This is a genomic window from Streptomyces sp. sk2.1 (assembly GCF_008120935.1).
Classification (GTDB): domain Bacteria; phylum Actinomycetota; class Actinomycetes; order Streptomycetales; family Streptomycetaceae; genus Streptomyces.
In genome coordinates this window covers 457,567-479,032 of record NZ_RDBO01000020.1, presented here as the reverse complement: position 1 = coordinate 479,032, position 21,466 = coordinate 457,567, and the positions used below count along the sequence as shown (strand labels likewise).

At 73.4% G+C, this 21,466-nt stretch carries 17 protein-coding genes and 1 pseudogene; 14 read left to right on the top strand and 4 right to left on the bottom strand.

What is annotated here, in order from left to right; all coding sequences use genetic code 11:
• Positions 1 to 91: pseudogene (locus tag EAO76_RS45890) on the bottom strand (ABC transporter ATP-binding protein); the annotation flags it as partial.
• Between the two features lie 239 nt (positions 92 to 330).
• Here EAO76_RS45890 and EAO76_RS05580 point away from each other — a divergent pair.
• Entirely contained in the window at positions 331 to 1,170 is an 840-nt protein-coding gene (locus EAO76_RS05580; RefSeq protein WP_148833922.1) for an ABC transporter ATP-binding protein, read from the top strand.
• A gap of 127 nt (positions 1,171 to 1,297) precedes the next feature.
• Here EAO76_RS05580 and EAO76_RS05575 read toward each other — a convergent pair whose 3' ends face one another.
• The gene (locus EAO76_RS05575) at positions 1,298 to 1,645 is read right to left on the bottom strand and encodes an SCP2 sterol-binding domain-containing protein (RefSeq protein WP_148833921.1); all 348 of its coding nucleotides are present in this window, start codon (positions 1,643 to 1,645) and stop codon (positions 1,298 to 1,300) included.
• Between the two features lie 42 nt (positions 1,646 to 1,687).
• On the opposite strand from EAO76_RS05575, the gene EAO76_RS05570 reads away from it, so the two are divergent.
• The 6 genes from EAO76_RS05570 to EAO76_RS05545 all read left to right on the top strand — a co-directional run bounded on the left by EAO76_RS05570 (position 1,688) and on the right by EAO76_RS05545 (position 7,772).
• Entirely contained in the window at positions 1,688 to 2,020 is a 333-nt protein-coding gene (locus EAO76_RS05570) for a hypothetical protein (RefSeq protein WP_262375282.1), read from the top strand.
• A 7-nt stretch (positions 2,021 to 2,027) separates the two neighbouring features.
• Entirely contained in the window at positions 2,028 to 2,843 is an 816-nt protein-coding gene (locus EAO76_RS05565; RefSeq protein ID WP_148833919.1) for a TlyA family RNA methyltransferase, read from the top strand.
• A 17-nt stretch (positions 2,844 to 2,860) separates the two neighbouring features.
• Entirely contained in the window at positions 2,861 to 3,766 is a 906-nt protein-coding gene (locus EAO76_RS05560) for an NAD kinase (protein WP_148833917.1), read from the top strand.
• Positions 3,767 to 3,892: 126 nt separating this feature from the next.
• The gene (gene recN, locus EAO76_RS05555) at positions 3,893 to 5,620 is read left to right on the top strand and encodes a DNA repair protein RecN (RefSeq protein ID WP_148835586.1); all 1,728 of its coding nucleotides are present in this window, start codon (positions 3,893 to 3,895) and stop codon (positions 5,618 to 5,620) included.
• A 77-nt stretch (positions 5,621 to 5,697) separates the two neighbouring features.
• A complete protein-coding gene (locus EAO76_RS05550; protein WP_148833915.1) occupies positions 5,698 to 6,462 on the top strand; it encodes a hypothetical protein in 765 nt (254 codons plus the stop codon).
• Positions 6,463 to 6,671: 209 nt separating this feature from the next.
• Positions 6,672 to 7,772 (top strand): glycosyltransferase family 4 protein, encoded by a 1,101-nt coding sequence (locus EAO76_RS05545; RefSeq protein ID WP_148833912.1) that lies wholly within the window; start codon positions 6,672 to 6,674, stop codon positions 7,770 to 7,772.
• Positions 7,773 to 7,780: 8 nt separating this feature from the next.
• Here the strand turns inward: EAO76_RS05545 and EAO76_RS05540 are convergent, their stop codons facing one another.
• Entirely contained in the window at positions 7,781 to 9,406 is a 1,626-nt protein-coding gene (locus tag EAO76_RS05540) for a PucR family transcriptional regulator (protein ID WP_148833910.1), read from the bottom strand.
• Positions 9,407 to 9,633: 227 nt separating this feature from the next.
• Between EAO76_RS05540 and EAO76_RS05530 the strand changes: the two genes are divergently transcribed.
• Positions 9,634 to 10,524 carry a sulfurtransferase gene (locus tag EAO76_RS05530; protein WP_148833906.1) on the top strand — a complete coding sequence of 297 codons (891 nt, stop codon included), beginning with the start codon at positions 9,634 to 9,636 and terminating at the stop codon, positions 10,522 to 10,524.
• A gap of 271 nt (positions 10,525 to 10,795) precedes the next feature.
• Here EAO76_RS05530 and EAO76_RS05525 read toward each other — a convergent pair whose 3' ends face one another.
• On the bottom strand, positions 10,796 to 12,622 hold the full coding sequence (locus EAO76_RS05525; RefSeq protein ID WP_187438471.1) for a glycoside hydrolase family 15 protein: 1,827 nt from the start codon (positions 12,620 to 12,622) through the stop codon (positions 10,796 to 10,798).
• Between the two features lie 378 nt (positions 12,623 to 13,000).
• Here EAO76_RS05525 and EAO76_RS05520 point away from each other — a divergent pair, with 378 nt between their 5' ends.
• The 6 genes from EAO76_RS05520 to EAO76_RS05495 all read left to right on the top strand — a co-directional run bounded on the left by EAO76_RS05520 (position 13,001) and on the right by EAO76_RS05495 (position 21,045).
• The gene (locus EAO76_RS05520) at positions 13,001 to 14,662 is read left to right on the top strand and encodes a CTP synthase (protein ID WP_148833904.1); all 1,662 of its coding nucleotides are present in this window, start codon (positions 13,001 to 13,003) and stop codon (positions 14,660 to 14,662) included.
• An 89-nt stretch (positions 14,663 to 14,751) separates the two neighbouring features.
• Positions 14,752 to 15,378: an NUDIX hydrolase gene (locus tag EAO76_RS05515; RefSeq protein WP_148833902.1), complete on the top strand. Its 627-nt coding sequence runs from the start codon at positions 14,752 to 14,754 to the stop codon at positions 15,376 to 15,378.
• A gap of 236 nt (positions 15,379 to 15,614) precedes the next feature.
• Entirely contained in the window at positions 15,615 to 17,678 is a 2,064-nt protein-coding gene (locus EAO76_RS05510; protein ID WP_148833900.1) for a tetratricopeptide repeat protein, read from the top strand.
• 143 nt (positions 17,679 to 17,821) lie between these two features.
• Positions 17,822 to 18,937 carry an alanine dehydrogenase gene (ald, locus tag EAO76_RS05505; protein WP_148835584.1) on the top strand — a complete coding sequence of 372 codons (1,116 nt, stop codon included), beginning with the start codon at positions 17,822 to 17,824 and terminating at the stop codon, positions 18,935 to 18,937.
• 402 nt (positions 18,938 to 19,339) lie between these two features.
• On the top strand, positions 19,340 to 20,458 hold the full coding sequence (locus EAO76_RS05500) for a ParA family protein (RefSeq protein ID WP_148833898.1): 1,119 nt from the start codon (positions 19,340 to 19,342) through the stop codon (positions 20,456 to 20,458).
• A complete protein-coding gene (locus tag EAO76_RS05495; RefSeq protein WP_148835583.1) occupies positions 20,455 to 21,045 on the top strand; it encodes a hypothetical protein in 591 nt (196 codons plus the stop codon). The genes EAO76_RS05500 and EAO76_RS05495 overlap by 4 nt, the downstream gene beginning before the upstream one ends.
• The last annotated feature ends 421 nt before the right edge of the window (positions 21,046 to 21,466 follow it).

The following is a 21,466-nucleotide window of genomic DNA, read 5'->3' as shown; positions in this document are numbered from 1 at the left end:
ACGAGTTGTCGGGTATCCCGACCGACAGGTTCTCCGCGATGACCCGCCGGTCGTAGCCGAGGGTCACCGAGTCCGCGGTGAGGCGCTGCATGGTCGTACTCCCGGAGTCGGAGGCGGGCGGGTGCGAGGGATCGTCCTTCGCCCCCGGGCGGCGGCCGGGCCGGGCCCGGACATGGCAGAGGGTAGGCTAACCTAACTTCGCTCTATTCGGTGGGTCGCCGTCCGGACGGCGACCCACCGGGCGGACGGAACCGGGCCCGGCCCGGCCGCCGCCCGGGGGCGAAGGACGATCCCTCGCACCCGCCCGCCTCCGACTCCGGGAGTACGACCATGCAGCGCCTCACCGCGGACTCGGTGACCCTCGGCTACGACCGGCGGGTCATCGCGGAGAACCTGTCGGTCGGGATACCCGACAACTCGTTCACGGTGATCGTCGGCCCCAACGCCTGCGGCAAGTCGACCCTGTTGCGGGCGCTGGCCCGGATGCTGAAGCCGGAGAGCGGGCGGGTGCTCCTGGACGGGCAGGCGATCCACTCGATGCCGGCGAAGAAGGTCGCCAGGACGCTGGGGCTGCTGCCGCAGTCCTCCATCGCGCCGGACGGCATCACCGTCGCCGACCTCGTCGGGCGGGGCCGGTACCCGCACCAGGGGCTGCTGCGGCAGTGGTCGCCGGACGACGAACGCATCGTCGGGGAATCGATGGCGGCGACGGGAGTCGGCGCGCTGGCGGATCGCTATGTCGACGAATTGTCCGGCGGGCAGCGGCAGCGGGTGTGGATCGCCATGGCGCTCGCCCAGCAGACGCCCCTGCTGCTGCTCGACGAGCCGACGACGTACCTCGACATCCAGCACCAGATCGACGTCCTCGACCTCTGCGCGGAGCTGCACGAGACGCAGGGGCGCACCCTGGTGGCCGTGCTGCACGATCTGAACCACGCCGCGCGGTACGCCACTCACCTCATCGCGATGCGGGACGGCGAGGTGGTCGCCGAGGGGGCGCCGGGCGAGGTCGTCACCGCGGAACTGGTGGAACGGGTCTTCGGGCTGCGGTGCCAGGTCATCGACGACCCGGAGACCGGGACCCCGCTGGTCGTGCCGGCCGCGCGCAGGCCGCGCGGCGGCGGGGTGGAGGCGGCCGGCGCGCCGACCGGGGCGGTCGCCGGGGGCTGAGCCCACGGACGGGCCCTTCCGGGCCCGCCGCACCGCCCCGCCGCATCGCACCGGTCCGGCCCCGTCGCCGATCGTCGTCGCCGCGGCGGCATCCACCGCAGCGGTGCGTCGCCGTCGCGGTGCGTCGCTACAGCAGTGATCTGAGCTTCAGCAGGTCCCGGAAGCCGGCTTCCAGCCGGACCCGGCCCGAGCCCCAGGCCCTGGCGAAATTCAGGTCGCCGTCCACCATCGCCACCAGGTCGTCCCCGGTCATCGCGAGCCGGATCTCGGCCTTCTCCCGGGGTGGACCGTCCACCGTGTCCAGGACCTGGATCCGGCCATCGGCCAGCCGGCCGGTGAACGTGACGTCGAGGTCCTTGATGTGGCAGCTCAGCGAGCGGTCGAGGGCCGCCGCGGCGCGCACGTCGCCGTCGGCACCCGCGAGGTTGTCGGAAAGTCTGTCGAGCGCGCTGCGGCACTCAGCCATGGTCGCCATCGTGACCGACGGTACCCCAGCCCTTCGCGGTAGCGTTTCCGCATGAGTGACTCGATGCCGGAACAGGGGACGACCGCAGCGCCGACGGCGTCCGGGGGCGTGGTGCGGGGCCCGTCCGGCGAGGACCCGGTCCCCGACGGCGCGGGGGCGCCGCTCGACCCCGCCGCGCCCGCCCCCCTCGGCGTCCCGCGCACCGCCACCGGCGACGCCGGGGTGGACGCGGGGCTGGAGCGTCTCGCCGACGCGGACCACCTCCCGACGGAGGGACACGTCGAGGTGTACGAGGATGTACACCGCGGACTGCGCGAAACGCTGACCGCGCTGGACGCCGGGCCCGTGCCCGCGCCGGTCCCCCCGTACGACCACAGGAGCTGAACCGAACGTGGCAGGAGTGGCACGTCGCCGTCTCGACGCCGAACTGGTACGCCGAAAGCTCGCGCGCTCGCGCGAGCACGCGAGCCAGTTGATCGCCGCCGGGCGGGTGACCGTCGGCGGGAACACCGCGACCAAACCCGCCACCCAGGTCGAGACCAGCGCGGCCGTCGTCGTCATCAAGGACGACAGCGACCCCGAGTACGTCTCGCGGGGCGGGCACAAGCTCGCGGGCGCCCTCGCCGCCTTCGTGCCCCTCGGGCTGACGGTGGAGGGGCGACGGGCCCTGGACGCCGGGGCCTCGACCGGCGGCTTCACCGACGTGCTGCTGCGGGCCGGTGCCGGTCATGTCGTCGCCGTGGACGTCGGTTACGGACAGCTCGCCTGGTCGCTCCAGTCCGATGCGCGCGTCACCGTCAAGGACCGTACCAACGTACGGGAGTTGACGCTGGAGGCGATCGACGGGCAGCCGGTGGACCTGGTGGTCGGCGACCTGTCGTTCATCCCGCTGGGCCTGGTCCTGCCCGCCCTGGCGCGCTGCGCCGCCCCCGACGCGGACCTGGTCCTCATGGTCAAGCCGCAGTTCGAGGTCGGCAAGGAACGGCTCGGCAGCGGCGGTGTGGTGCGCAGCCCCGAACTGCGGGCCGAGGCGGTACGGGAAGTGGCGCGCCGGGCCCGGGAGCTGGGCCTCGGGGTGCGGGGAGTGACGGCGAGCCCGCTGCCGGGCCCGTCGGGGAACGTCGAGTACTTTCTCTGGCTGCGGGCCGGAGCACCTGAACTGGATCCCGCGGATGTCGACCGTGCAGTGGCGGAGGGGCCTCGTTGACGACGAATGCGGCACGAATGACGACGAACACGGCACGAACCGTTTTTCTTCTGGCACACACCGGCCGCCCGGCCGCGATCCGCAGTGCCGAACTGGTCGTACAGGGACTGCTGCGCAACGGCCTGGGCGTACGGGTGCTGGCCACCGAGGCGGCCGATCTGCCGCTGCCGCCGGCCGTCGAGACGGTCACGGACACCACGCCCAGGGCCGTGGACGGCTGTGAGCTGCTGATCGTGCTCGGCGGGGACGGGACGCTGCTGCGCGGCGCCGAGTTCTCCCGCGCGTCCGGGGTGCCGATGCTCGGCGTCAACCTCGGCCGGGTCGGTTTCCTCGCCGAGGCCGAGCGGGACGACCTGGACAAGGTCGTCGACCGGGTCGTCACCCGGGCCTACCAGGTCGAGGAACGCATGACCCTCGACGTCCTCGTGCACAGCAACGGCGACGTCGTCCACACCGACTGGGCGCTCAACGAGGCGGCCGTGCAGAAGGTGTCGCCCGAGCGGATGCTGGAGGTCGTCCTGGAGATCGACGGCCGCCCCGTGACCGGGTTCGGCTGCGACGGGATCGTCTGCGCCACCCCGACCGGATCGACCGCCTACGCCTTCTCGGCGGGCGGCCCCGTCGTCTGGCCCGAGGTCGAGGCGCTGCTGATGGTGCCGATCAGCGCCCACGCGCTGTTCGCCAAGCCGCTGGTGACCTCGCCCACCTCGGTGCTGGCCGTCGAGGTCCAGCAGCACACCCCGCACGGGGTGCTCTGGTGCGACGGGCGCAGGACCGTGGAGCTGCCCGCCGGTGCGCGGGTCGAGGTGCGCCGCGGCGCGGTGCCCGTACGGCTCGCACGGCTGCACCACGCCTCGTTCACGGACCGGCTGGTCGCGAAGTTCGCCCTGCCGGTCTCGGGGTGGCGGGGCGCACCGCACTGAGCGACGGACATTCCCCCGGAGGTGTTGCGAATCCTTCGTGTACACACGGGAGAGTGAGTGCAGGGGGGCGGGGTCCGTCGCACATCGGGGCCAGGACCTCGTAAGGTCGTCTCCGTGTTGGAGGAGATGCGGATACGGTCGCTCGGAGTCATCGACGACGCGGTGGTGGAGCTGTCACCCGGCTTCACCGCGGTGACGGGTGAGACCGGCGCGGGCAAGACCATGGTCGTCACCAGTCTGGGGCTGCTGCTCGGCGGGCGCGCCGACCCTGCCCTGGTACGGATCGGGGCCAAGGCCGCCGTCGTCGAGGGCCGGATCACGGTGTCCGACGGCGACACCGTCGCCCTGCGGGCCGAGGAGGCCGGGGCCGAGATCGAGGACGGCGCGCTGCTGATCAGCCGCACGGTTTCCGCGGAGGGGCGCTCCCGGGCGCATCTCGGCGGCCGGTCCGTGCCGGTCGGGGTGCTCTCCGAACTCGCCGACGAGCTCGTCGCCGTGCACGGCCAGACCGACCAGCAGGGTCTGCTCAAGCCGGCCCGGCAGCGGCAGGCGCTCGACCGGTACGCGGGCGACGGCGTCGCCGTGCCGCACGCCGAGTACGCCGCGGCCTACCGGCGGCTGCGGGCCGTCGCCACCGAGCTCGACGAGCTGACCACCCGGGCCCGGGAACGCGCCCAGGAGGCGGATCTGCTGCGCTTCGGGCTGAACGAGATCGCCGCGGTCGAGCCCCTGGCCGGCGAGGACGCCGACCTGGCGGCCGAGGCGGAACGGCTCGGCCACGCCGAGGCGCTCGCCTCCGCGGCGTCCCTCGCGCACACCGCGCTCGCGGGCAACCCCGAGGACCCCGAGGGCATCGACGCGACGACCGTGGTCGCGGCGGCGGGCCGGTCCCTGGACGCGGTGCGCACCCACGACGCGGCCCTGGCGGCGCTCGCCGACCGGATCGGCGAGATCTCGATCCTGCTCTCCGACGTGGCGGGCGAACTGGCCGGGTACGCCGACCAGTTGGACGCGGACCCGTTGCGGCTCGCCGCGGTCGAGGAGCGCCGCGCCGCGCTCACCGCGCTCACCCGGAAGTACGGCGAGGACATCACCGCGGTGCTCGCCTGGGCCCGGGAGGGCGCCGCCCGGCTCACCGAGCTGGAGGGCGACGACGACCGCATCGGCGAGCTGACGGCGGAGCGGGACGCGCTGCGCGCCGAACTCTCCGTCCTGGGGCAGTCGTTGACCGATGCGCGGAACCGTGCCGCGGCGCTCTTCGCCGAGGCCGTGACCGCGGAGCTGGCCTCGCTCGCCATGCCGCACGCCCGGGTCTCCTTCGCCATCCGGCAGATCGAGGCGGCCGATGAGGCGTCCGGCATCGAGATCGACGGCCGGAGCGTGGCCTACGGGCCGTCCGGCGCCGACGAGGTCGAACTCCTGCTGGCCCCGCACCCCGGGGCCCAGCCGCGGCCGATCGCCAAGGGGGCCTCGGGTGGTGAGCTGTCCCGGGTGATGCTGGCCGTCGAGGTGGTCTTCGCGGGCGCCGACCCCGTGCCCACGTACCTCTTCGACGAGGTCGACGCGGGTGTCGGCGGCAAGGCCGCGGTCGAGGTCGGACGGCGGCTGGCCAAGCTCGCCAGGTCCGCTCAGGTCGTCGTCGTCACCCACCTGCCGCAGGTGGCGGCGTTCGCGGACCGGCAGCTGCTGGTGGAGAAGACGGTCGACGGGGCGGTGACCAGCAGCGGGGTCACGGTCCTGGAGGGCGAGGACCGGGTGCGGGAGCTGTCCCGGATGCTCGCGGGCCAGGAGGACTCCCAGACGGCACGGGCCCACGCGGAGGAACTGCTGGCCGCGGCACGGGTGGAGGGCTGAGGCGATCCCGTGCGGGTTCTGCCGGTGCCGGGTACGCGTCGGTCGTGCCCGGCGGCGCCCCGCGTAGCCTGGCGCGCATGGGAGTGGCATTCGGCGGGGTCATGGTGTCCGGGGCGGTCTCGGCGGCCGTCGCGACGGGCGTGTACCGGGCGTTGCGGGTCCGGCCGCGCGGGCGCTGGCAGCGCGTCAACCACGCGGGCCGGACCGTCGATCTGTACGCCGGACCCGCCGCGGTGCTCGGTACCGCGGCCGGGGCGGCGGTGCTGCCCCTGCCGGCCCGTACCCGGTGCGCCGCCGTGCTCGCCGTGCTGGCGGCCGGTGGCTGCGGCGCGTACGACGACTTCGCGGGGGCGGGCGATCCGCGCCGCGGATTCCGCGCCCACCTGGGCGCGCTGCGCGACGGCGAGGTGACCAGCGGCGCGGTGAAGCTCCTCGGGATCGGGGCCGCCGGGCTCGCGGCCGGTGCGCTGCTCCGGGAACGGCCCGCGGACCGGGTGCTCGCCGCGGTCGTGATCGCCGGGGGCGCGCACCTCGTCAACCTGACGGACGTGCGGCCCGCGGCCGCCGCCACGACCGTGCTCGCCCTCGGCGCGCCGGGACTGTGGCGCGGCGGGCTCACCGCCGCACCGCTGGGGGCCGTGGCGGCGCTCGTCGCCGATGACCTGGGGGAGCGGACGATGATCGGGGATGCCGGGGCCCATGCTTTGGGGGCGGCCCTCGGGGTCGCGGTCGTCGCGGCCGGGGGCCGGGCCGGACTCGTCGCCCACGCGGCCGGGCTCGTCGCGGCGGCGGTGCACGGGGACCGGATCAGCCGGCTCGCCCGGACGCTGCCGGACCGCTGACGGAGGGGGTTTCTCCCGTCGGCAGGGCCCCGTCCTCCTGACAGTTGGTCAACAGTGCGCCGGTTTCTCGCCCATGAGAGTGATAGGACGTGTGCCGTTGTTGCGATGTGGGCAGGAACGGCGCCCCGACCGTGCCGGAACGTGCGTACGGACTGGCATCCTTGGCGGTGCAATCACCGCCGACTCGGGACCCCCGGGAGCCATTCAACGTGTCACAGCTGCGTACGGTCCAAGTCCTGGGCGGCGGCAGCGCGGGCAGCAGCGCCCACGTCGGTTCGCTGACCGCGGGACTGGTGGCGAGGGGCGTGCACGTCACCGTCTGCGCCCCCGCCGAACTGGACCGCGCCCACGACTACTCCGGCACGGGAGCCCTCTTCGCCCCCGTGCCGCGACGCAGCGATCCCGCCGCCGTCGCCGCCCTGCGCGCCGCCTGCGCGACGGCGGACGTGGTCCACGCGCACGGCCTGCACGCCGCCGTGCGCGCCTCCCTCGCGCTCGGCGGCCTGGACGTCCCGCTGGTCGTCACCTGGCACGCCCGGGCCCTCGCCGAGGGCGCCCGGGCCCGACTGCTGCGCCTGATGGAACGAAGGGCCGCCCGCGCGGCCGCGGTCGTGCTCGGCACGACGTCGGAACTGGTCGACCGGGCGCGGAGCCGGGGCGCGCGCGACGCCAGGCTCGCTCCCGTCTCCGCCCCCGCACCCCGCCGGCCCGACCCGGACCCCGGCCGGGCCGACAAGGCGAGGGCCGAACTCGGTGTGGTCGAGCGGCCGTTGATCGTGTCGTACGGAAGCCTCGTACCGCATCACGGATACGGCACCCTGCTCGACGCCGCGCGGCTGTGGTGCGACCTCGACCCCGCGCCGCTGCTGGTCATCGCGGGCGAGGGGCGGGAACGGGCCGCCCTGCAGCGCCGGATCAGGAACGAGGAGCTGTCCGTCCGGATCGTCGGCGACCACGACGACACCACAGGGCTCCTGGCCATGGCCGACCTGGCCGTGCTGTCCAGCAGCTGGGAGGCGCGTTCGGTGCTGGCCCAGGAGGCGCTGCGGCTCGGTGTGCCGCTGGTCGCCACCGCGGTCGGCGGGGTGCCCGAACTCGTCGGCGACGCCGCGGAACTCGTGCCGTGCGAGGACCCCGAGGCGCTCGCGCGGGCGGTGGCCGGACTGCTCTGCGACCCGCACCGGCGCGAGCAACTGGCGGCGGCGGGGCCGGTACAGGCCGCGAGCTGGCCCACCGAGGACGACACCATCGCCCAAGTGCTCAGCATCTACGACGAGTTGACCCAGCCGCTGGCGACGCGGGGGAGATGAGCCCGGCCCTACGAGATGTGGCGGCGGGCCCGCAGGGCCAGGCTCAGGGCCAGGACCGCCTGCGGATCGTCCAGATCGGTGCCGAGCAGCTCACCGATCCGGGCCAGCCGGTTGTACAGCGTCTGACGGTTCAGATGCAGCTCCCGCGCGGTCTCCGCCTTGCGGCCCGCGTGGGCCAGGTACGTCTCCAGCGTCGGCAGCAGCGGGGGACGCGAGGTGCGGTCGTGGTCGCGCAGCGGACCGATCGCCCGGTCCACGAACGCAGCCAGGTCCGGATGGTCCCGCAACCGCCACAGCAGCAGGTCGATGTCGAGGCGCCGGGCGTCGTACCAGGGCCGGTCGCTGAGCCCGTGCGCGGCCGTCGCCGTCTCCGCCGCGTGGCGCAGCCCCGCGCCGGCCGCCGCCCAGCCGCCCGCCACCCCCACCACCACGACCGGCGGATGCGACCCGGCGCGCTCCAGACCGGCCCGCTCCACCCCCGCCCGCAGCGCCGCCGCGACCCGGTCCGCGACCGCCGTGCGCTCCGTCTCGGACCGCAGCCCGAGCAGCACCGGGACCCGGCCCTCCACGGGACGCACACCGAGCAGCACCGGCACCCCCACCGACGCGAGCTCCTCCAGCACCGCCCGCGCCAGCAGCGCCCAGTTCCCCGACACGGACAGCTCGGGCGCCAGCCGCATCACGACCGGCAGCAGCGGCATGCCGCCCGGCTTGAAACCCAGGACGCGGGCCTGTGCCGGGGCGTCCTCCGGGGCGATCCGGCCCTCGGCGAGATCCGTGAGGAAGTCGCCCCGGCCGCGGGCCGCGAGCTCCTCCTCCTGCCGGGCCTGCATCAGCACGACGGCCAGGATCCCCGCCGCCCGCTCCGCCGCCATCCGGTGCACGGTCACCAACGGCCCGGACACCGCCAGCAGCACCAGCCGGGCCCGTACCGAGCCCGTCCCGGGACCGCCGCCCGGCACGTCCACCAGCACCGAACCGGTGGGCGGGGTCTCACGGGCCGCCCGGCCTCCGCGCATCCCCTCCCACACCTGGAGCGGATCGGCGCCGACCGTGCCGGACCCGGGGCCCGCCGCGTACAGCAGCTGGCCGTCCGCCGTCTCCAGGAAGACCGGGTTGGCGGTGAAGTCCGCCAGGATGCCCAGCACCTGGGGCACCCCGCCACCGCCCAGGAGCGCCTCCGTGCACCGGCGGTGCACGTCCTCGGCCTGCCGCAGCAGGGCGTAGTGGCCGTTGACGATCTCGGTGTGGATCTCCTCGGTCACCGTCACGAACGGCACCTCGCGGTGCAGCTGCACCAGCGGCAGCCCCGCGGCGCGGGCGGCGTCCACTATCGACGCGGGCAGCCTGCTGAAGCGCGGCCCGAGCTCGACCACCAGGGCGGCGATCTTGCGGTCGGCGAGCCTGCGGACGAAGGCGCGCTGCTCGGCGGGGCGGGTGCCGAGCCCCAGGCCGGTGGTCAGCAGCAGCTCACCGCCCTTGAGCAGCGAGGCGATGTTGGGGACCTCGCCCGCGTGCACCCAGCGCACCGTACGGTTCAACCGGTCCGCGCCGGCCATCACCTCCGGGAGCCCGCTGCGCAGCCCCGGCAGCTCCAGGGCCCGCTGCACGGTGATTCCGCCTTGCGTCTCCACTGCTTCTGGCCTCGCGCTTCCACTCGGATCGGACGGGCGATCGCCCTGCTCAGGAAGGTACCCGGTTCCGGACGGCAGGGGGGACGGCCGGGGGACGGGAGAGGCCGGGGAGGCTGTTGAGTGCGCGGCCCGCGCCGCCACTTCGTCCACTCGAAGGTGATGGCCTGGGTCGCCGTCGACCGCACCATCAAGCTGATCGAGTCCGGGGACCCGGACCTGGAGCAGACGTGGGCGACGACGCACCGGCGGGCACGAGCGCCCCGGGACCCTTCGGCCCGCTGGTCGGAACCGACTGGCTGGGACCGCGGCTGAACCGGCCGGGACTGGTGGTCCTCGACGCCTCCGTGGGCGCGCACCGGGGGCCGGGGCCGCGGATCCCGGGCGCGAGGACCTTCGACATCGACGGGGCGCTGTCCGACCACGACGGGCCACTGCCCCACACGATGCCCGCCCCCGACCGGTTCACCGAGGAACTGCGCTCCCTGGGCGTGCACGGCACCGACACCGTCGTCGTCTACGACCGCGCGGGCATCTACTCCAGCGCCCGCGCCTGGTGGATGCTGCGCGCGATGGGCTTCGACCGGGCCGCGGTGCTCGACGGCGGCCTGCCCGCCTGGACGGACGCCGGACTGCCGGTGGAGGAAACGGAGCCCGCGGGATCCGGCCCCGAGGCGGCCCGCGGCGACTTCACCGCCCGGCCGCGCCCGGAGCTGTTCGCCGACGGCGCCGAGGTGGCGGCGGCCCTGTCCGACCCCGGCGCGGCCGTCCTCGACGCCCGTTCCCGGGAACGGTTCGCCGGTACGGCCGCCGAGCCCCGGCCGGGACTGCGCGCCGGACACATGCCGGGCGCGGTCAACCTGCCCTTCGACGAGGTCCGGCGCGACGGCCGGATGCGCCCGGCGGACGAACTGCGCACGATGCTCACCGCCCTCGTCGGGGAGCGCGAGCGGCTGCTGTTCAGCTGCGGATCGGGCGTCACCGCGTGCGTCGTGGCGCTCGGCGCCGTGCTGGCGGGCTACGACGACACGGCCGTGTACGACGGTTCCTGGAGCGAATGGGGGCTGCCGTCGGAACGCCCCGTCGTGACCGGGACGGACGCCGCCGCCCCACCGCGCTGAGAGGGCGCCGCCCCGCCGGCGAGGTGGCGCCGGAGGCCGTGGTCAGGGCCCGTCCGGACGCCCGGGGCCCTCGGCGCGAACGGTCGAGGACCACGGACGTGTCCGGCGGACGGCGGCGTGCCGGGGCGACCCGCACGTCCCGGTGGAGGCGCCGGACGGGACGACAGCACCCCCGGCCGGGTCCGGGCGGCCCGCCCCCGCCCCGCAGGCCGCGCGGTGGACGTCACCGGGGCCGACCGGGCAGGGGGTGGTACGGGCGGTCATCACCGGTTCAACCGGCGTACGCCCCGCTCGCCGTCAGCCGCAGCGCGGTGTCGATCAGCGGCACGTGGCTGAACGCCTGGGGGAAGTTGCCCACCTGGCGCTGGAGCCTGGGGTCCCACTCCTCCGCGAGCAGGCCCAGGTCGTTGCGCAGGGCCAGCAGCCGTTCGAAGAGCTGGCGCGCCTCGTCGACCCGGCCGATCATCGCCAGGTCGTCCGCCAGCCAGAACGAGCAGGCCAGGAACGCGCCCTCGTCGCCCTCCAGGCCGTCGACGCCCGCGTCCTCGCCCGCGGTGGGGTAGCGCAGCACGAAGCCGTCCTCGGTGGACAGCTCGCGCTGGATCGCCTCGATCGTGCCGATCACGCGCTTGTCGTCCGGCGGCAGGAAGCCCATCTGCGGGATCAGGAGCAGGGAGGCGTCCAGCTCCCGCGAGCCGTAGGACTGGGTGAAGGTGTTGCGCTCCGGGTCGTAGCCCCGTTCGCAGACGTCCCGGTGGATTTCGTCGCGCAGCTCCCGCAACCGCTCCAGCGGGCCCTCCGCGTCCCCGGACTCGATCAGCTTGATGGTGCGGTCGACGGCGACCCAGGCCATCACCTTCGAGTGGACGAAGTGGCGGCGCGGGCCGCGCACCTCCCAGATGCCCTCGTCCGGCTCGTCCCAGTGCTTCTCCAGGTACTCGATCAGCTTGAGCTGGAGGCCGGTCGCGTAGTCGTTGCGGGTCAGCCCGGTCATGTGGGCGAGGTGGAGCGCCTCGGTGACCTCGCCGTACACGTCCAGCTGGAGCTGGCCCGCCGCGCCGTTGCCGACCCGGACCGGGGCCGAGCCCTCGTAGCCGGGCAGCCAGTCCAGCTCGGCCTCGCCCAGCTCGCGCTCGCCCGCGATCCCGTACATGATCTGCAGGTTCTCCGGGTCGCCGGCGACCGCCCGCAGCAGCCACTCGCGCCAGGCGCGGGCCTCCTCCCGGTAGCCGGTGCGCAGCAGCGAGGAGAGGGTGATCGCGGCGTCGCGCAGCCAGGTGTAGCGGTAGTCCCAGTTGCGGGAGCCGCCGATGTCCTCCGGCAGCGAGGTGGTCGGCGCGGCGACGATGCCGCCGGTCGGCGCGTACGTCAGCGCCTTGAGGGTGATCAGGGAACGGACCACGGCCTCCCGGTAGGGCCCGTGGTACGTGCACTGCTCGACCCACTCGCGCCAGAAGTCCGCGGTCGCGTCCAGCGAACCCTCCGGGTCCGGCAGGCCCGGCGGCTCGTGGTGCGAGGGCTGCCAGCTGATCGTGAACGCGATCCGGTCCCCGGGCGCGACCGTGAAGTCGGAGTACGTCGTCAGGTTCTCGCCGTAGGTGTCGGCGGGGGTGTCCAGCCAGACGGAGTCCGGGCCGGCGACGGCGACCGTACGGCCGTCGACCTTGTGCACCCAGGGGGTGACCCGTCCGTAGCTGAACCGCATCCGCAGCTCCGAACGCATCGGCACCCGGCCGCTGATCCCCTCCACGATCCGGATCACCTGCGGCGCGCCGTCGCGCGGCGGCATGAAGTCGGTCACCCTGACCGTTCCGCGGGGTGTGTCCCACTCCGATTCCAGGACGAGGGAGTCACCGCGATAGCGGCGGCGGTCCGCGGCCTGCGGTTCGGTGCCGTCCGCCCGCGCGGGACCCAGGCGCCAGAAGCCGTGCTCCTCGGTACCCAGCAGTCCCGCGAAGACGGCGTGCGAATCGAAGCGGGGAAGGCACAGCCAGTCCACTGTGCCGTCCCGGCAGACCAGGGCGGCGGTCTGCATGTCTCCGATGAGTGCGTAATCCTCGATGCGCCCGGCCACGTGCGTCTCCAGTCGAACGGCCATGTCGCCCCGTAGGGCATTACTGCGGGTCAAGAGGTCGTCGCAAGGGGTGTGGTGGGAACCTGCGAACGTGTCACCTCGCCCGGGGCAAGTGTCCGAGCAGGATACGACGCACTCCGATGATCTGCGCGACGGTCTTGACAACACGTCCGACCCGAACGGGTGTGTGCGCGGACACTCGTGGTGATCATGCGAGGTGGGCGTCCGGGCGGCGCCGGAAGCGGGCTCCCCTCCACGCTGATACCCTGGTAGCCCGTGGACCGGTGGTCGTCCGCAACCGCAGACGAGGCCCCCGAACCGCAGCGACGGCACCTCCGGAGTCTCCGGACGAGAACGCCGGTACGCACCTCACGATCGCGACCACGGGAGCCCCCTTTGGCTATGCAGCCCACATCCACGACGACCAAGCACATCTTCGTCACCGGGGGTGTCGCCTCTTCCCTCGGCAAGGGTCTGACTGCCTCCAGCCTCGGTGCCCTGCTCAAGGCGCGTGGCCTCCGGGTCACCATGCAGAAGCTCGACCCGTACCTGAACGTCGACCCGGGCACGATGAACCCGTTCCAGCACGGTGAGGTGTTCGTCACCAACGACGGCGCCGAGACCGACCTGGACATCGGCCACTACGAGCGCTTCCTCGACGTCGACCTCGACGGCTCCGCCAACGTCACCACCGGCCAGGTCTACTCGCAGGTGATCGCCAAGGAGCGGCGCGGCGAGTACCTCGGTGACACCGTGCAGGTCATCCCGCACATCACCAACGAGATCAAGCACCGCATCCGCCGCATGGCCACCGACGACGTCGACGTCGTGATCACCGAGGTCGGCGGCACGGTCGGCGACATCGAGTCGCTGCCGTTCCTGGAGACCGTCCGCCAGGTCCGCCACGAGGTCGGCCGGGACAACGTCTTCGTCGTGCACATCTCGCTGCTGCCCTACATCGGCCCGTCCGGTGAGCTCAAGACCAAGCCGACCCAGCACTCCGTCGCCGCCCTGCGCAACATCGGCATCCAGCCCGACGCCATCGTGCTGCGCGCCGACCGCGACGTGCCGACCGCCATCAAGCGCAAGATCTCGCTGATGTGCGACGTCGACGAGGCCGCCGTGGTGGCCTGCGTGGACGCCAAGTCGATCTACGACATCCCGAAGGTGCTGCACACCGAGGGCCTGGACGCCTACGTCGTGCGCAAGCTCGACCTGCCGTTCCGCGACGTCGACTGGACGACGTGGGACGACCTGCTGGACCGGGTCCACAACCCCGACCACGAGATCACCGTCGCGCTCGTCGGCAAGTACATCGACCTGCCCGACGCCTACCTCTCGGTCACCGAGGCCATCCGGGCCGGCGGCTTCGCCAACAAGGCCCGGGTCAAGGTCAAGTGGGTCGCCTCGGACGACTGCAAGACTCCGGCCGGCGCCGCCCGGCAGCTCTCCGACGTCGACGCGATCTGCGTCCCCGGCGGCTTCGGCGACCGCGGCGTCAACGGCAAGATCGGCGCCATCCAGTACGCCCGTGAGAACAAGGTGCCGCTGCTCGGCCTCTGCCTCGGCCTGCAGTGCATCGTGATCGAGGCGGCGCGCAACCTGGCCGAGATCCCCGACGCCAACTCCACCGAGTTCGACGCCGCCACCGCGCACCCCGTCATCTCGACGATGGAGGAGCAGCTGGCGTACGTCGAGGGCGCGGGCGACCTGGGCGGCACCATGCGGCTCGGGCTGTACCCGGCGAAGCTCGCCGAGGGCTCGCTGGTCCGCGAGGCGTACGACGACCAGCCGTACGTGGAGGAGCGCCACCGCCACCGCTACGAGGTCAACAACGCCTACCGGGCCGAGCTGGAGAAGAAGGCCGGTCTGGTCTTCTCCGGCACCTCCCCGGACAACAAGCTCGTCGAGTACGTCGAGTACCCGCGCGAGATCCACCCCTACCTGGTCGCCACCCAGGCCCACCCGGAGCTCCGCTCCCGTCCGACCCGCCCGCACCCGCTCTTCGCCGGCCTGGTCAAGGCGGCCGTCGAGCGCAAGGTCGCCGCGGCCTCGGGCAAGTAGTCCGGCGCCGCACAGGCATTAACGTTGACCGGGGTGCGGATCCGCCGAGGATCCGTACCCCGGTTTCTGTTTTTCGTGGGAGGACGTAGATGGGTTTCCAGGACACGCCCGAGGAGTGGCAGGTCACCGCGACCGAGACACCCTTCACCGGCAACAAGACCAGCGTCCGCACCGACGAAGTGGTGATGCCGGACGGCACGGTCGTGCGCCGCGACTACCAGGTCCACCCGGGCTCGGTCGCCGTGCTCGCGCTCGACGGGGAGAACCGGGTCCTCGTCCTGCGGCAGTACCGCCACCCGGTGCGCCACAAGCTCTGGGAGATCCCGGCCGGACTGCTCGACGTCCCCGGCGAGAACCCGCTGCACGCCGCCCAGCGCGAGCTGTACGAGGAGGCGTACGCCAAGGCCGAGGACTGGCGGGTGCTGACCGACGTCTACACCACGCCGGGCGGCTGCGACGAGGCCGTACGGATCTTCCTGGCCCGGAACCTCTCCGAGGCCGACGGGGAGCGCTTCGAGGTCTCCGAGGAGGAGGCGGACATGGAGCTGGCCCGGGTGCCGCTCCAGGAACTGGTGCGGGGCGTGCTCGCGGGGGAGCTGCACAACAACTGCCTCGTCGTGGGCGTCCTCTCGCTCGCGGCGGTGCTCGCGGGCGACGGGATCGACTCGCTGCGCCCGGCCGACGCGCCGTGGCCGGCCCGCCCGTTCGAGGCCTGACGGGGCGCGGGCAGCGGGCCGCGGACACCGGGGCCACCCGCGGGCCCGGGGCGTTCCGGAGCCCCTGCGGTCCGCCGTACGGGCCGTCGAAGTCCCTTGATCGGAAAAGATGATGATCCGATCGGGGGACCTCCGCGTCGTGCTCCACCGAAATCGCCCACGCGCCTGAACTACGCTCGGAACGCCCTGTCCGGAGCCCCGGCGGGCGACGCGTGCAGCGAAGTGGAGCGTGGCCCGTGACGGATCAGGCGGTGGACACCAGCGGCCCGGCCGAGGCGGCGGGGACCGAGGAGCCGTCCGGCACCGCCCCGCCCCGAATCCTGGGCCGCGAACGCGAGTTGAAGCAGCTGCGGGCCGACATCGAACGGACCGGCCTGGACACCCTGGCCGGCCGCAAGGCCGCCCGCGCCCGGGTCCTGCTGATCGCCGGACGCCCCGGCTCCGGACGCACCGCGCTCGCCGGTGAACTCGCCCGCGGGCTGCTCGCCGACGGCGGCCACCCCGACGGACTGCTCCGCGCCAGGCTCACCGACCCCGACGGCATGCCGGTCCCCACCGAGCGCACCGCTCGCGAACTGCTCGGCCGGCTGGGGGTGACGGGGCCGCCCGGCGCGGACGGCGACGAACTCTCCGAGCTGCTCCGCCGGGAGCTCGCCGGCCGCCGCGTCCTGCTGCTCCTGGACGACGCGGCGGACGCGGAACAGGTGGACCCGCTGCTGCCCGACAACCCGGACTGCCTGGTCGTCGCCACCTCCGAGGGCCCGCTGACCGGGATTCCCGACGTCCGCCCCTGCACCATCGGCGGTCTGGACCCGGGCGCCGCCGTGAAGCTGCTCGCCCGCACCATCGGACAGGTCAGGATCACCGTCGACCCGCGGACCGCCGAGCGCCTGGCCGAGGAGTGCGGCGGGCTGCCGGCCGCCCTGGTCATGGCCGCCGGACTGCTCGCCGCCCAGCCCATGGCGTCGGTCGCCGACATCGCCGGACAGTTGCGCGAGCTGCCGGAGGACACCGACCAGTCCACCGGCTCCCGCCCGCTGGCCCGGGTCTTCCGGCTGGTCCACGACTTCCTGCCGGCCACCGCCGCCCGGATACTGCGCCTGCTCGCCCTGGCCCCTGCCGGACTCGTCGACGCGCACACCGCCTCCGCGCTGGCCGGCTGCTCCGTCTCGGCCGCCCAGCGGACCCTCGACGACTTCGTGTCCCTGGGACTGCTGCGCAGCAACGGGGCCGGCCGGCCGCAGTACGAGCTGCCCGGCTGCCTCGCCCCGCTGCTGCGGGCGCTGCTGGAGACCCGGGAGCGCCCGGCGGAGATCCAGCTCGCCGGTGCCCGGCTGCTGGAGCGGACCGTACGACTGCTGCAGTCCTGCCGGGCGACCACCGACCCCGAGGGCTCCCCGGCCCGCCGCAAGCTCGCCGGGCTGCCGCGGTCGCTGCGCTTCCCCAGCCCCGAGGCGGCCGCCGAATGGCTGCGGACCCGCCGTCCGGCGCTGCTGGCCTCGGCCGCGATGGCCGTCGAGGACGGCGAACTCGACACGCTGGCGAGGCGGTTGGTCGCCGCCCTGGTACGGGCGCTGGCCGCGCACCAGGGCACCGAGGCGGCCGCCCCCGACCTGTACGGGCTGCACGGACTGGTGCTGGCCGTCGCCGAGCGGCGCGACCTGCCGCGCGAGCGGGCCGCCGCGCTCCTCAACCTCGCCGACCTCGACGCCGGGACCGGCCGCACCCGGGAGGCACTGGCCCGGTACCGGGCCGCGCTGGACGCCGGACGGGAGGCGAAGGACCCGTACGCCACCGGCCGCGCGATGGAATCCGTGGGCGGCGCCTACGCCGAGCTGGGCGACTACCAGCGGGCCGCCGACTGGTACGGCCGGGCGCTGGCGCAGCGGCTCACCCAGGGGGAGCGGACCGACGAGGCACGGCTGTACGGGCGGCTCGGCGCCGTCCACACCTACGCCGGGCGGTACGGCGAGGCGCTGCGGAACTGGCGGGCCGCGGCGGCCGGGTACCGCAGGCTCGGCGACGTGCCCGCCCAGGCGCGGGCGCTGAGCGAGGCGGCCCGGGTCCAGGAATACGCGGGACGGCCGCGCGAGTCGCTGCACACCTGCCGGGAGGCCGTCGAATGGGCCAGGCGGGCCGGTGACGTGCGGCTGCAGGCGGCGCTGGAGCTCCGGCTGGCCGACACGCTCGACCGGCTCGGCGACCCGGCCGCTGCGGGCCTGCACCGGGGCGTGGCCGACAGATTGCTGGACCAGAAGGGTTCGACCTGCGAAATCCGTAGTGCGACGACAGAAAAATAATGCTTTGTAAGGCTAGACAGTACGAAACCCTTCATTAGACTGGCTGTGCCGCGTGCGTTCGCGGTGTCTCCATTTACGTAGTGTCTATCCGGGTATGTATCGGTATGCCCGGGTAACCCTCTGAGCCAAGGACCGTGATCGACGTGAAGGTCGGCATCCCCCGCGAAGTCAAGAACAACGAGTTCCGCGTGGCGATCACGCCCGCCGGCGTGAACGAGCTCGTCCGTCACGGCCACCAGGTCGTCGTCGAGCAGAACGCCGGGGCCGGCTCCTCCATCACGGACGAGGAGTACGTGGCGGCGGGGGCGCAGATCCTGCCCACCGCCGACGAGGTCTGGGCCACCGCCGACCTGCTGCTCAAGGTCAAGGAGCCGGTCGCCGAGGAGTACCACCGCCTGCGCAAGGACCAGACGCTCTTCACCTACCTCCACCTCGCCGCCTCCCGCGAGTGCACCGACGCGCTGCTGGAGTCGGGCACCACCGCCATCGCCTACGAGACGGTCGAGACCGCGAGCCGCGCGCTCCCGCTGCTCGCCCCGATGTCCGAGGTCGCGGGCCGGCTGGCCCCGCAGGTCGGCGCCTACCACCTGATGCGCTCGGTCGGCGGCCGCGGCGTGCTGCCGGGCGGCGTCCCGGGCACGGCGGCCGGCAAGGCGGTCGTCATCGGCGGCGGCGTCTCCGGCTGGAACGCCACCCAGATCGCCGTCGGTCTCGGCTTCCACGTCACGCTGCTCGACAAGGACATCAACAAGCTCCGCGAGGCGGACAAGATCTTCGGCACCAAGGTGCAGACGGTCGTCTCCAACGCCTTCGAGCTGGAGAAGGCGGTCGTCGAGGCCGACCTCGTCATCGGTGCCGTGCTCATCCCCGGCGCGAAGGCCCCGAAGCTGGTCACCAACGAGCTCGTCGCCAAGATGAAGCCCGGAAGTGTACTTGTCGACATCGCGATCGACCAGGGCGGCTGCTTCGAGGACTCGCACCCGACGACCCACGCCGAGCCGACCTTCAAGGTCCACAACTCGGTCTTCTACTGCGTCGCGAACATGCCGGGCGCGGTGCCGAACACCTCGACGTACGCCCTCACCAACGCCACGCTGCCGTACATCGTGGAGCTCGCCAACCGCGGCTGGGCCGAGGCGCTGCGCCGTGACGCCGCGCTCGCCAAGGGCCTCAACACCCATGACGGCAAGGTCGTCTACCGCGAGGTGGCCGAGGCGCACGGCCTGGAGCACGTCGAGCTGAGCTCGCTCCTCGGCTGACGCCCTCCCGGCGGCCCGAGGGGTCGCGGCGGGGAGGCGCCCCACCTCCCGTCAACTTCATGCGTCCGGCCGGACCTTGCCGAGCAAGGTCCGGCCGGACGCATGTCGGGACCCGTGCGCGGTGCGTTCAACTCGTCTCGAACGTAACTCTTCGACCGATTCGTACACCGGTTAAAAGTGCGCCGTGATGGCCGCATGCCCTTGACAGGGAGGTGTTCGATTGCCGACACATCGGGCCGGGTCCGGCGGATTGTGTTGCTGCGAAGCGGTGACACGCCATAGAGTCGCCAATCGTCGGCATGGTGCCACGCTGACCTATCGATAAGTTTCCTGGTTGCACCCAAGGAGGTAAGACGACTTGTGAATGAGTCGACATTTACTCCCGGGGGTGTACAACCAGGGATGCCTGCGCGGGGCCAGAGCCCGAACGGGCTGGAGGCTGTCGGCTCCGTCGCTGTCCGCGCCTTCTCCACCCAACAGCACATGACGACAGCCCCCCAGATGATGGACGGCCTACACGTGAACGCCATGGCCGGCAACGAGAGTGGCCGGGAGACCGCCCGCTTCGCCGACTTCGACGAGGTGCCCCAGGGGCACTTCTACGACCCCGACGCCGAATACGAGCCCGACCCGGAGTACGCGGCCACCCTCGCGCCCGACGCTGCCCGCCAGCGCCGCGAGCGGATCGGCCCGACCGGTCGGCCCCTGCCCTACTTCCCGATCCCGGGCCCGCTGACCGACCACGGTCCCGCGAAGATCATCGCGATGTGCAACCAGAAGGGCGGCGTAGGCAAGACCACGTCGACCATCAACCTGGGTGCCGCGCTCGCGGAGTACGGACGCCGGGTCCTGCTCGTCGACTTCGACCCGCAGGGAGCCCTGTCGGTCGGGCTCGGCGTCAACCCGATGGAGCTCGACCTCACGGTCTACAACCTGCTCATGGAGCGGGGCATGTCGGCCGACGAGGTCCTGCTGAAGACCGCGGTCCCCAACATGGACCTGCTGCCCAGCAACATCGACCTGTCCGCCGCCGAGGTGCAGCTGGTGAGCGAGGTCGCCCGGGAGTCCACGCTGCAGCGCGCCCTGAAGCCGCTGATGGCCGATTACGACTACATCGTGATCGACTGTCAGCCCTCGCTGGGCCTGCTCACGGTGAACGCCCTGACGGCAGCCCACAAGGTCATAGTGCCGCTCGAGTGCGAGTTCTTCGCACTGCGCGGTGTGGCGTTGCTCACCGAGACCATCGAGAAGGTCCAGGAGCGGCTCAACCCCGACCTGGAGCTCGACGGCATCCTCGCCACCATGTACGACTCCCGCACGGTGCACAGCCGTGAGGTCCTCGCGCGCGTCGTCGAGGCGTTCGACGACCACGTCTACCACACGGTCATCGGGCGCACCGTGCGCTTCCCGGAGACCACGGTCGCCGGCGAACCCATCACCACGTACGCCTCCAACTCGGTCGGTGCCGCCGCCTATCGCCAGCTCGCCAGGGAGGTGCTCGCCCGGTGTCACGCCGAGTGAGTCTGCCCGGGGCCGACGAACTGTTCCGTACCACCGGGGGGATGGGGCTGCAGGCCTCGTCCCCCGGGGACCGGCGGCGCAAGGCGAACGGCGAGGCCCGGGTGCCGGGCCCCGCCGGTGAGAGCGACCCCGGGGCGGACGGAACCGGGACGGACACCGCGGAGGAGACCGCGGCCGCACCGCGCGAGGAGCACTCCGCGGCGGACGCCGACGCGGGGGAGTCGCGCAGCCGCGGCGGCGAGGGCGACCGGGTCGCGGCGGCGGCACAGGCGGGGCGCAGGCCCCAGCAGTCCGCCCCGCCGGCCGCGCAGGAGGCGGCGCCCGCGGTCCAGCCGCAGCGCAGGCGCGGCGGACGCGGGGCGAACCGCAGGCCCAGCGGCCGCGAGCGCCACGACGAGAAGATCACCGTCTACGTCTCGGCCGAGGAACTGATGGACCTGGAGCACGCGCGCCTCGTGCTGCGAGGGGAGCACGGACTGGCCGTCGACCGCGGACGCATCGTCCGCGAGGCGGTCGCCGTCGTCCTCGCGGACCTGGAGTCGCGGGGCGACGCGAGCATCCTCGTACGGCGGCTGCGCGGCCGCTGACGGGCGGGGAGGCCGTCCCGTGACCCCGGCGGGCGCACGACGGCGCCGTCGAGCCGCCTGAGACGTCCCGGCACGGTCGCACGCGGAGGCCCCGGCCCGCGGTGCGCGCCGCGTTCGACGCCGCGCGCCCAGCCGCCGGGGTCCACGCCCCGGGGCAACGAGGCCCCACGACTCGGCCTCCGCCGCGACTCCGCCGCCGGCGTCGTCGTCGGTCGCCGACGTTCCTTCCCCCGGCTCTCGGCTGCGTTCGAGCAGGGGAGGCCCCGTCCGCCTCTCTCCTCAGCCCTGGATCCGAAGCCGCACGGCGCCGCTCGCCGATCCACTCCCCGGCGCCTCCAGGGCGTTAGCCTGCTGATGGGCCGCCGGTCGAGCGGCCCGGCCCCTTCCGTACGGCCACGCCCGTGTCCCGCAGCCCCTGGAC

What these genes read in the sequence shown, in the direction of transcription:
- EAO76_RS05580 (WP_148833922.1), top strand. Translation starts at nt 331, where the DNA reads ATGCAGCGCCTCACCGCGGACTCGGTGACCCTCGGCTACGACCGGCGG.
- EAO76_RS05575 (WP_148833921.1), bottom strand. Translation starts at nt 1,645, where the DNA reads ATGGCGACCATGGCTGAGTGCCGCAGCGCGCTCGACAGACTTTCCGAC.
- EAO76_RS05570 (WP_262375282.1), top strand. Translation starts at nt 1,688, where the DNA reads ATGAGTGACTCGATGCCGGAACAGGGGACGACCGCAGCGCCGACGGCG.
- EAO76_RS05560 (WP_148833917.1), top strand. Translation starts at nt 2,861, where the DNA reads ATGACGACGAACACGGCACGAACCGTTTTTCTTCTGGCACACACCGGC.
- recN (WP_148835586.1), top strand. Translation starts at nt 3,893, where the DNA reads ATGCGGATACGGTCGCTCGGAGTCATCGACGACGCGGTGGTGGAGCTG.
- EAO76_RS05550 (WP_148833915.1), top strand. Translation starts at nt 5,698, where the DNA reads ATGGGAGTGGCATTCGGCGGGGTCATGGTGTCCGGGGCGGTCTCGGCG.
- EAO76_RS05525 (WP_187438471.1), bottom strand. Translation starts at nt 12,622, where the DNA reads ATGGCCGTTCGACTGGAGACGCACGTGGCCGGGCGCATCGAGGATTAC.
- EAO76_RS05520 (WP_148833904.1), top strand. Translation starts at nt 13,001, where the DNA reads ATGCAGCCCACATCCACGACGACCAAGCACATCTTCGTCACCGGGGGT.
- EAO76_RS05515 (WP_148833902.1), top strand. Translation starts at nt 14,752, where the DNA reads ATGGGTTTCCAGGACACGCCCGAGGAGTGGCAGGTCACCGCGACCGAG.
- EAO76_RS05500 (WP_148833898.1), top strand. Translation starts at nt 19,340, where the DNA reads ATGCCTGCGCGGGGCCAGAGCCCGAACGGGCTGGAGGCTGTCGGCTCC.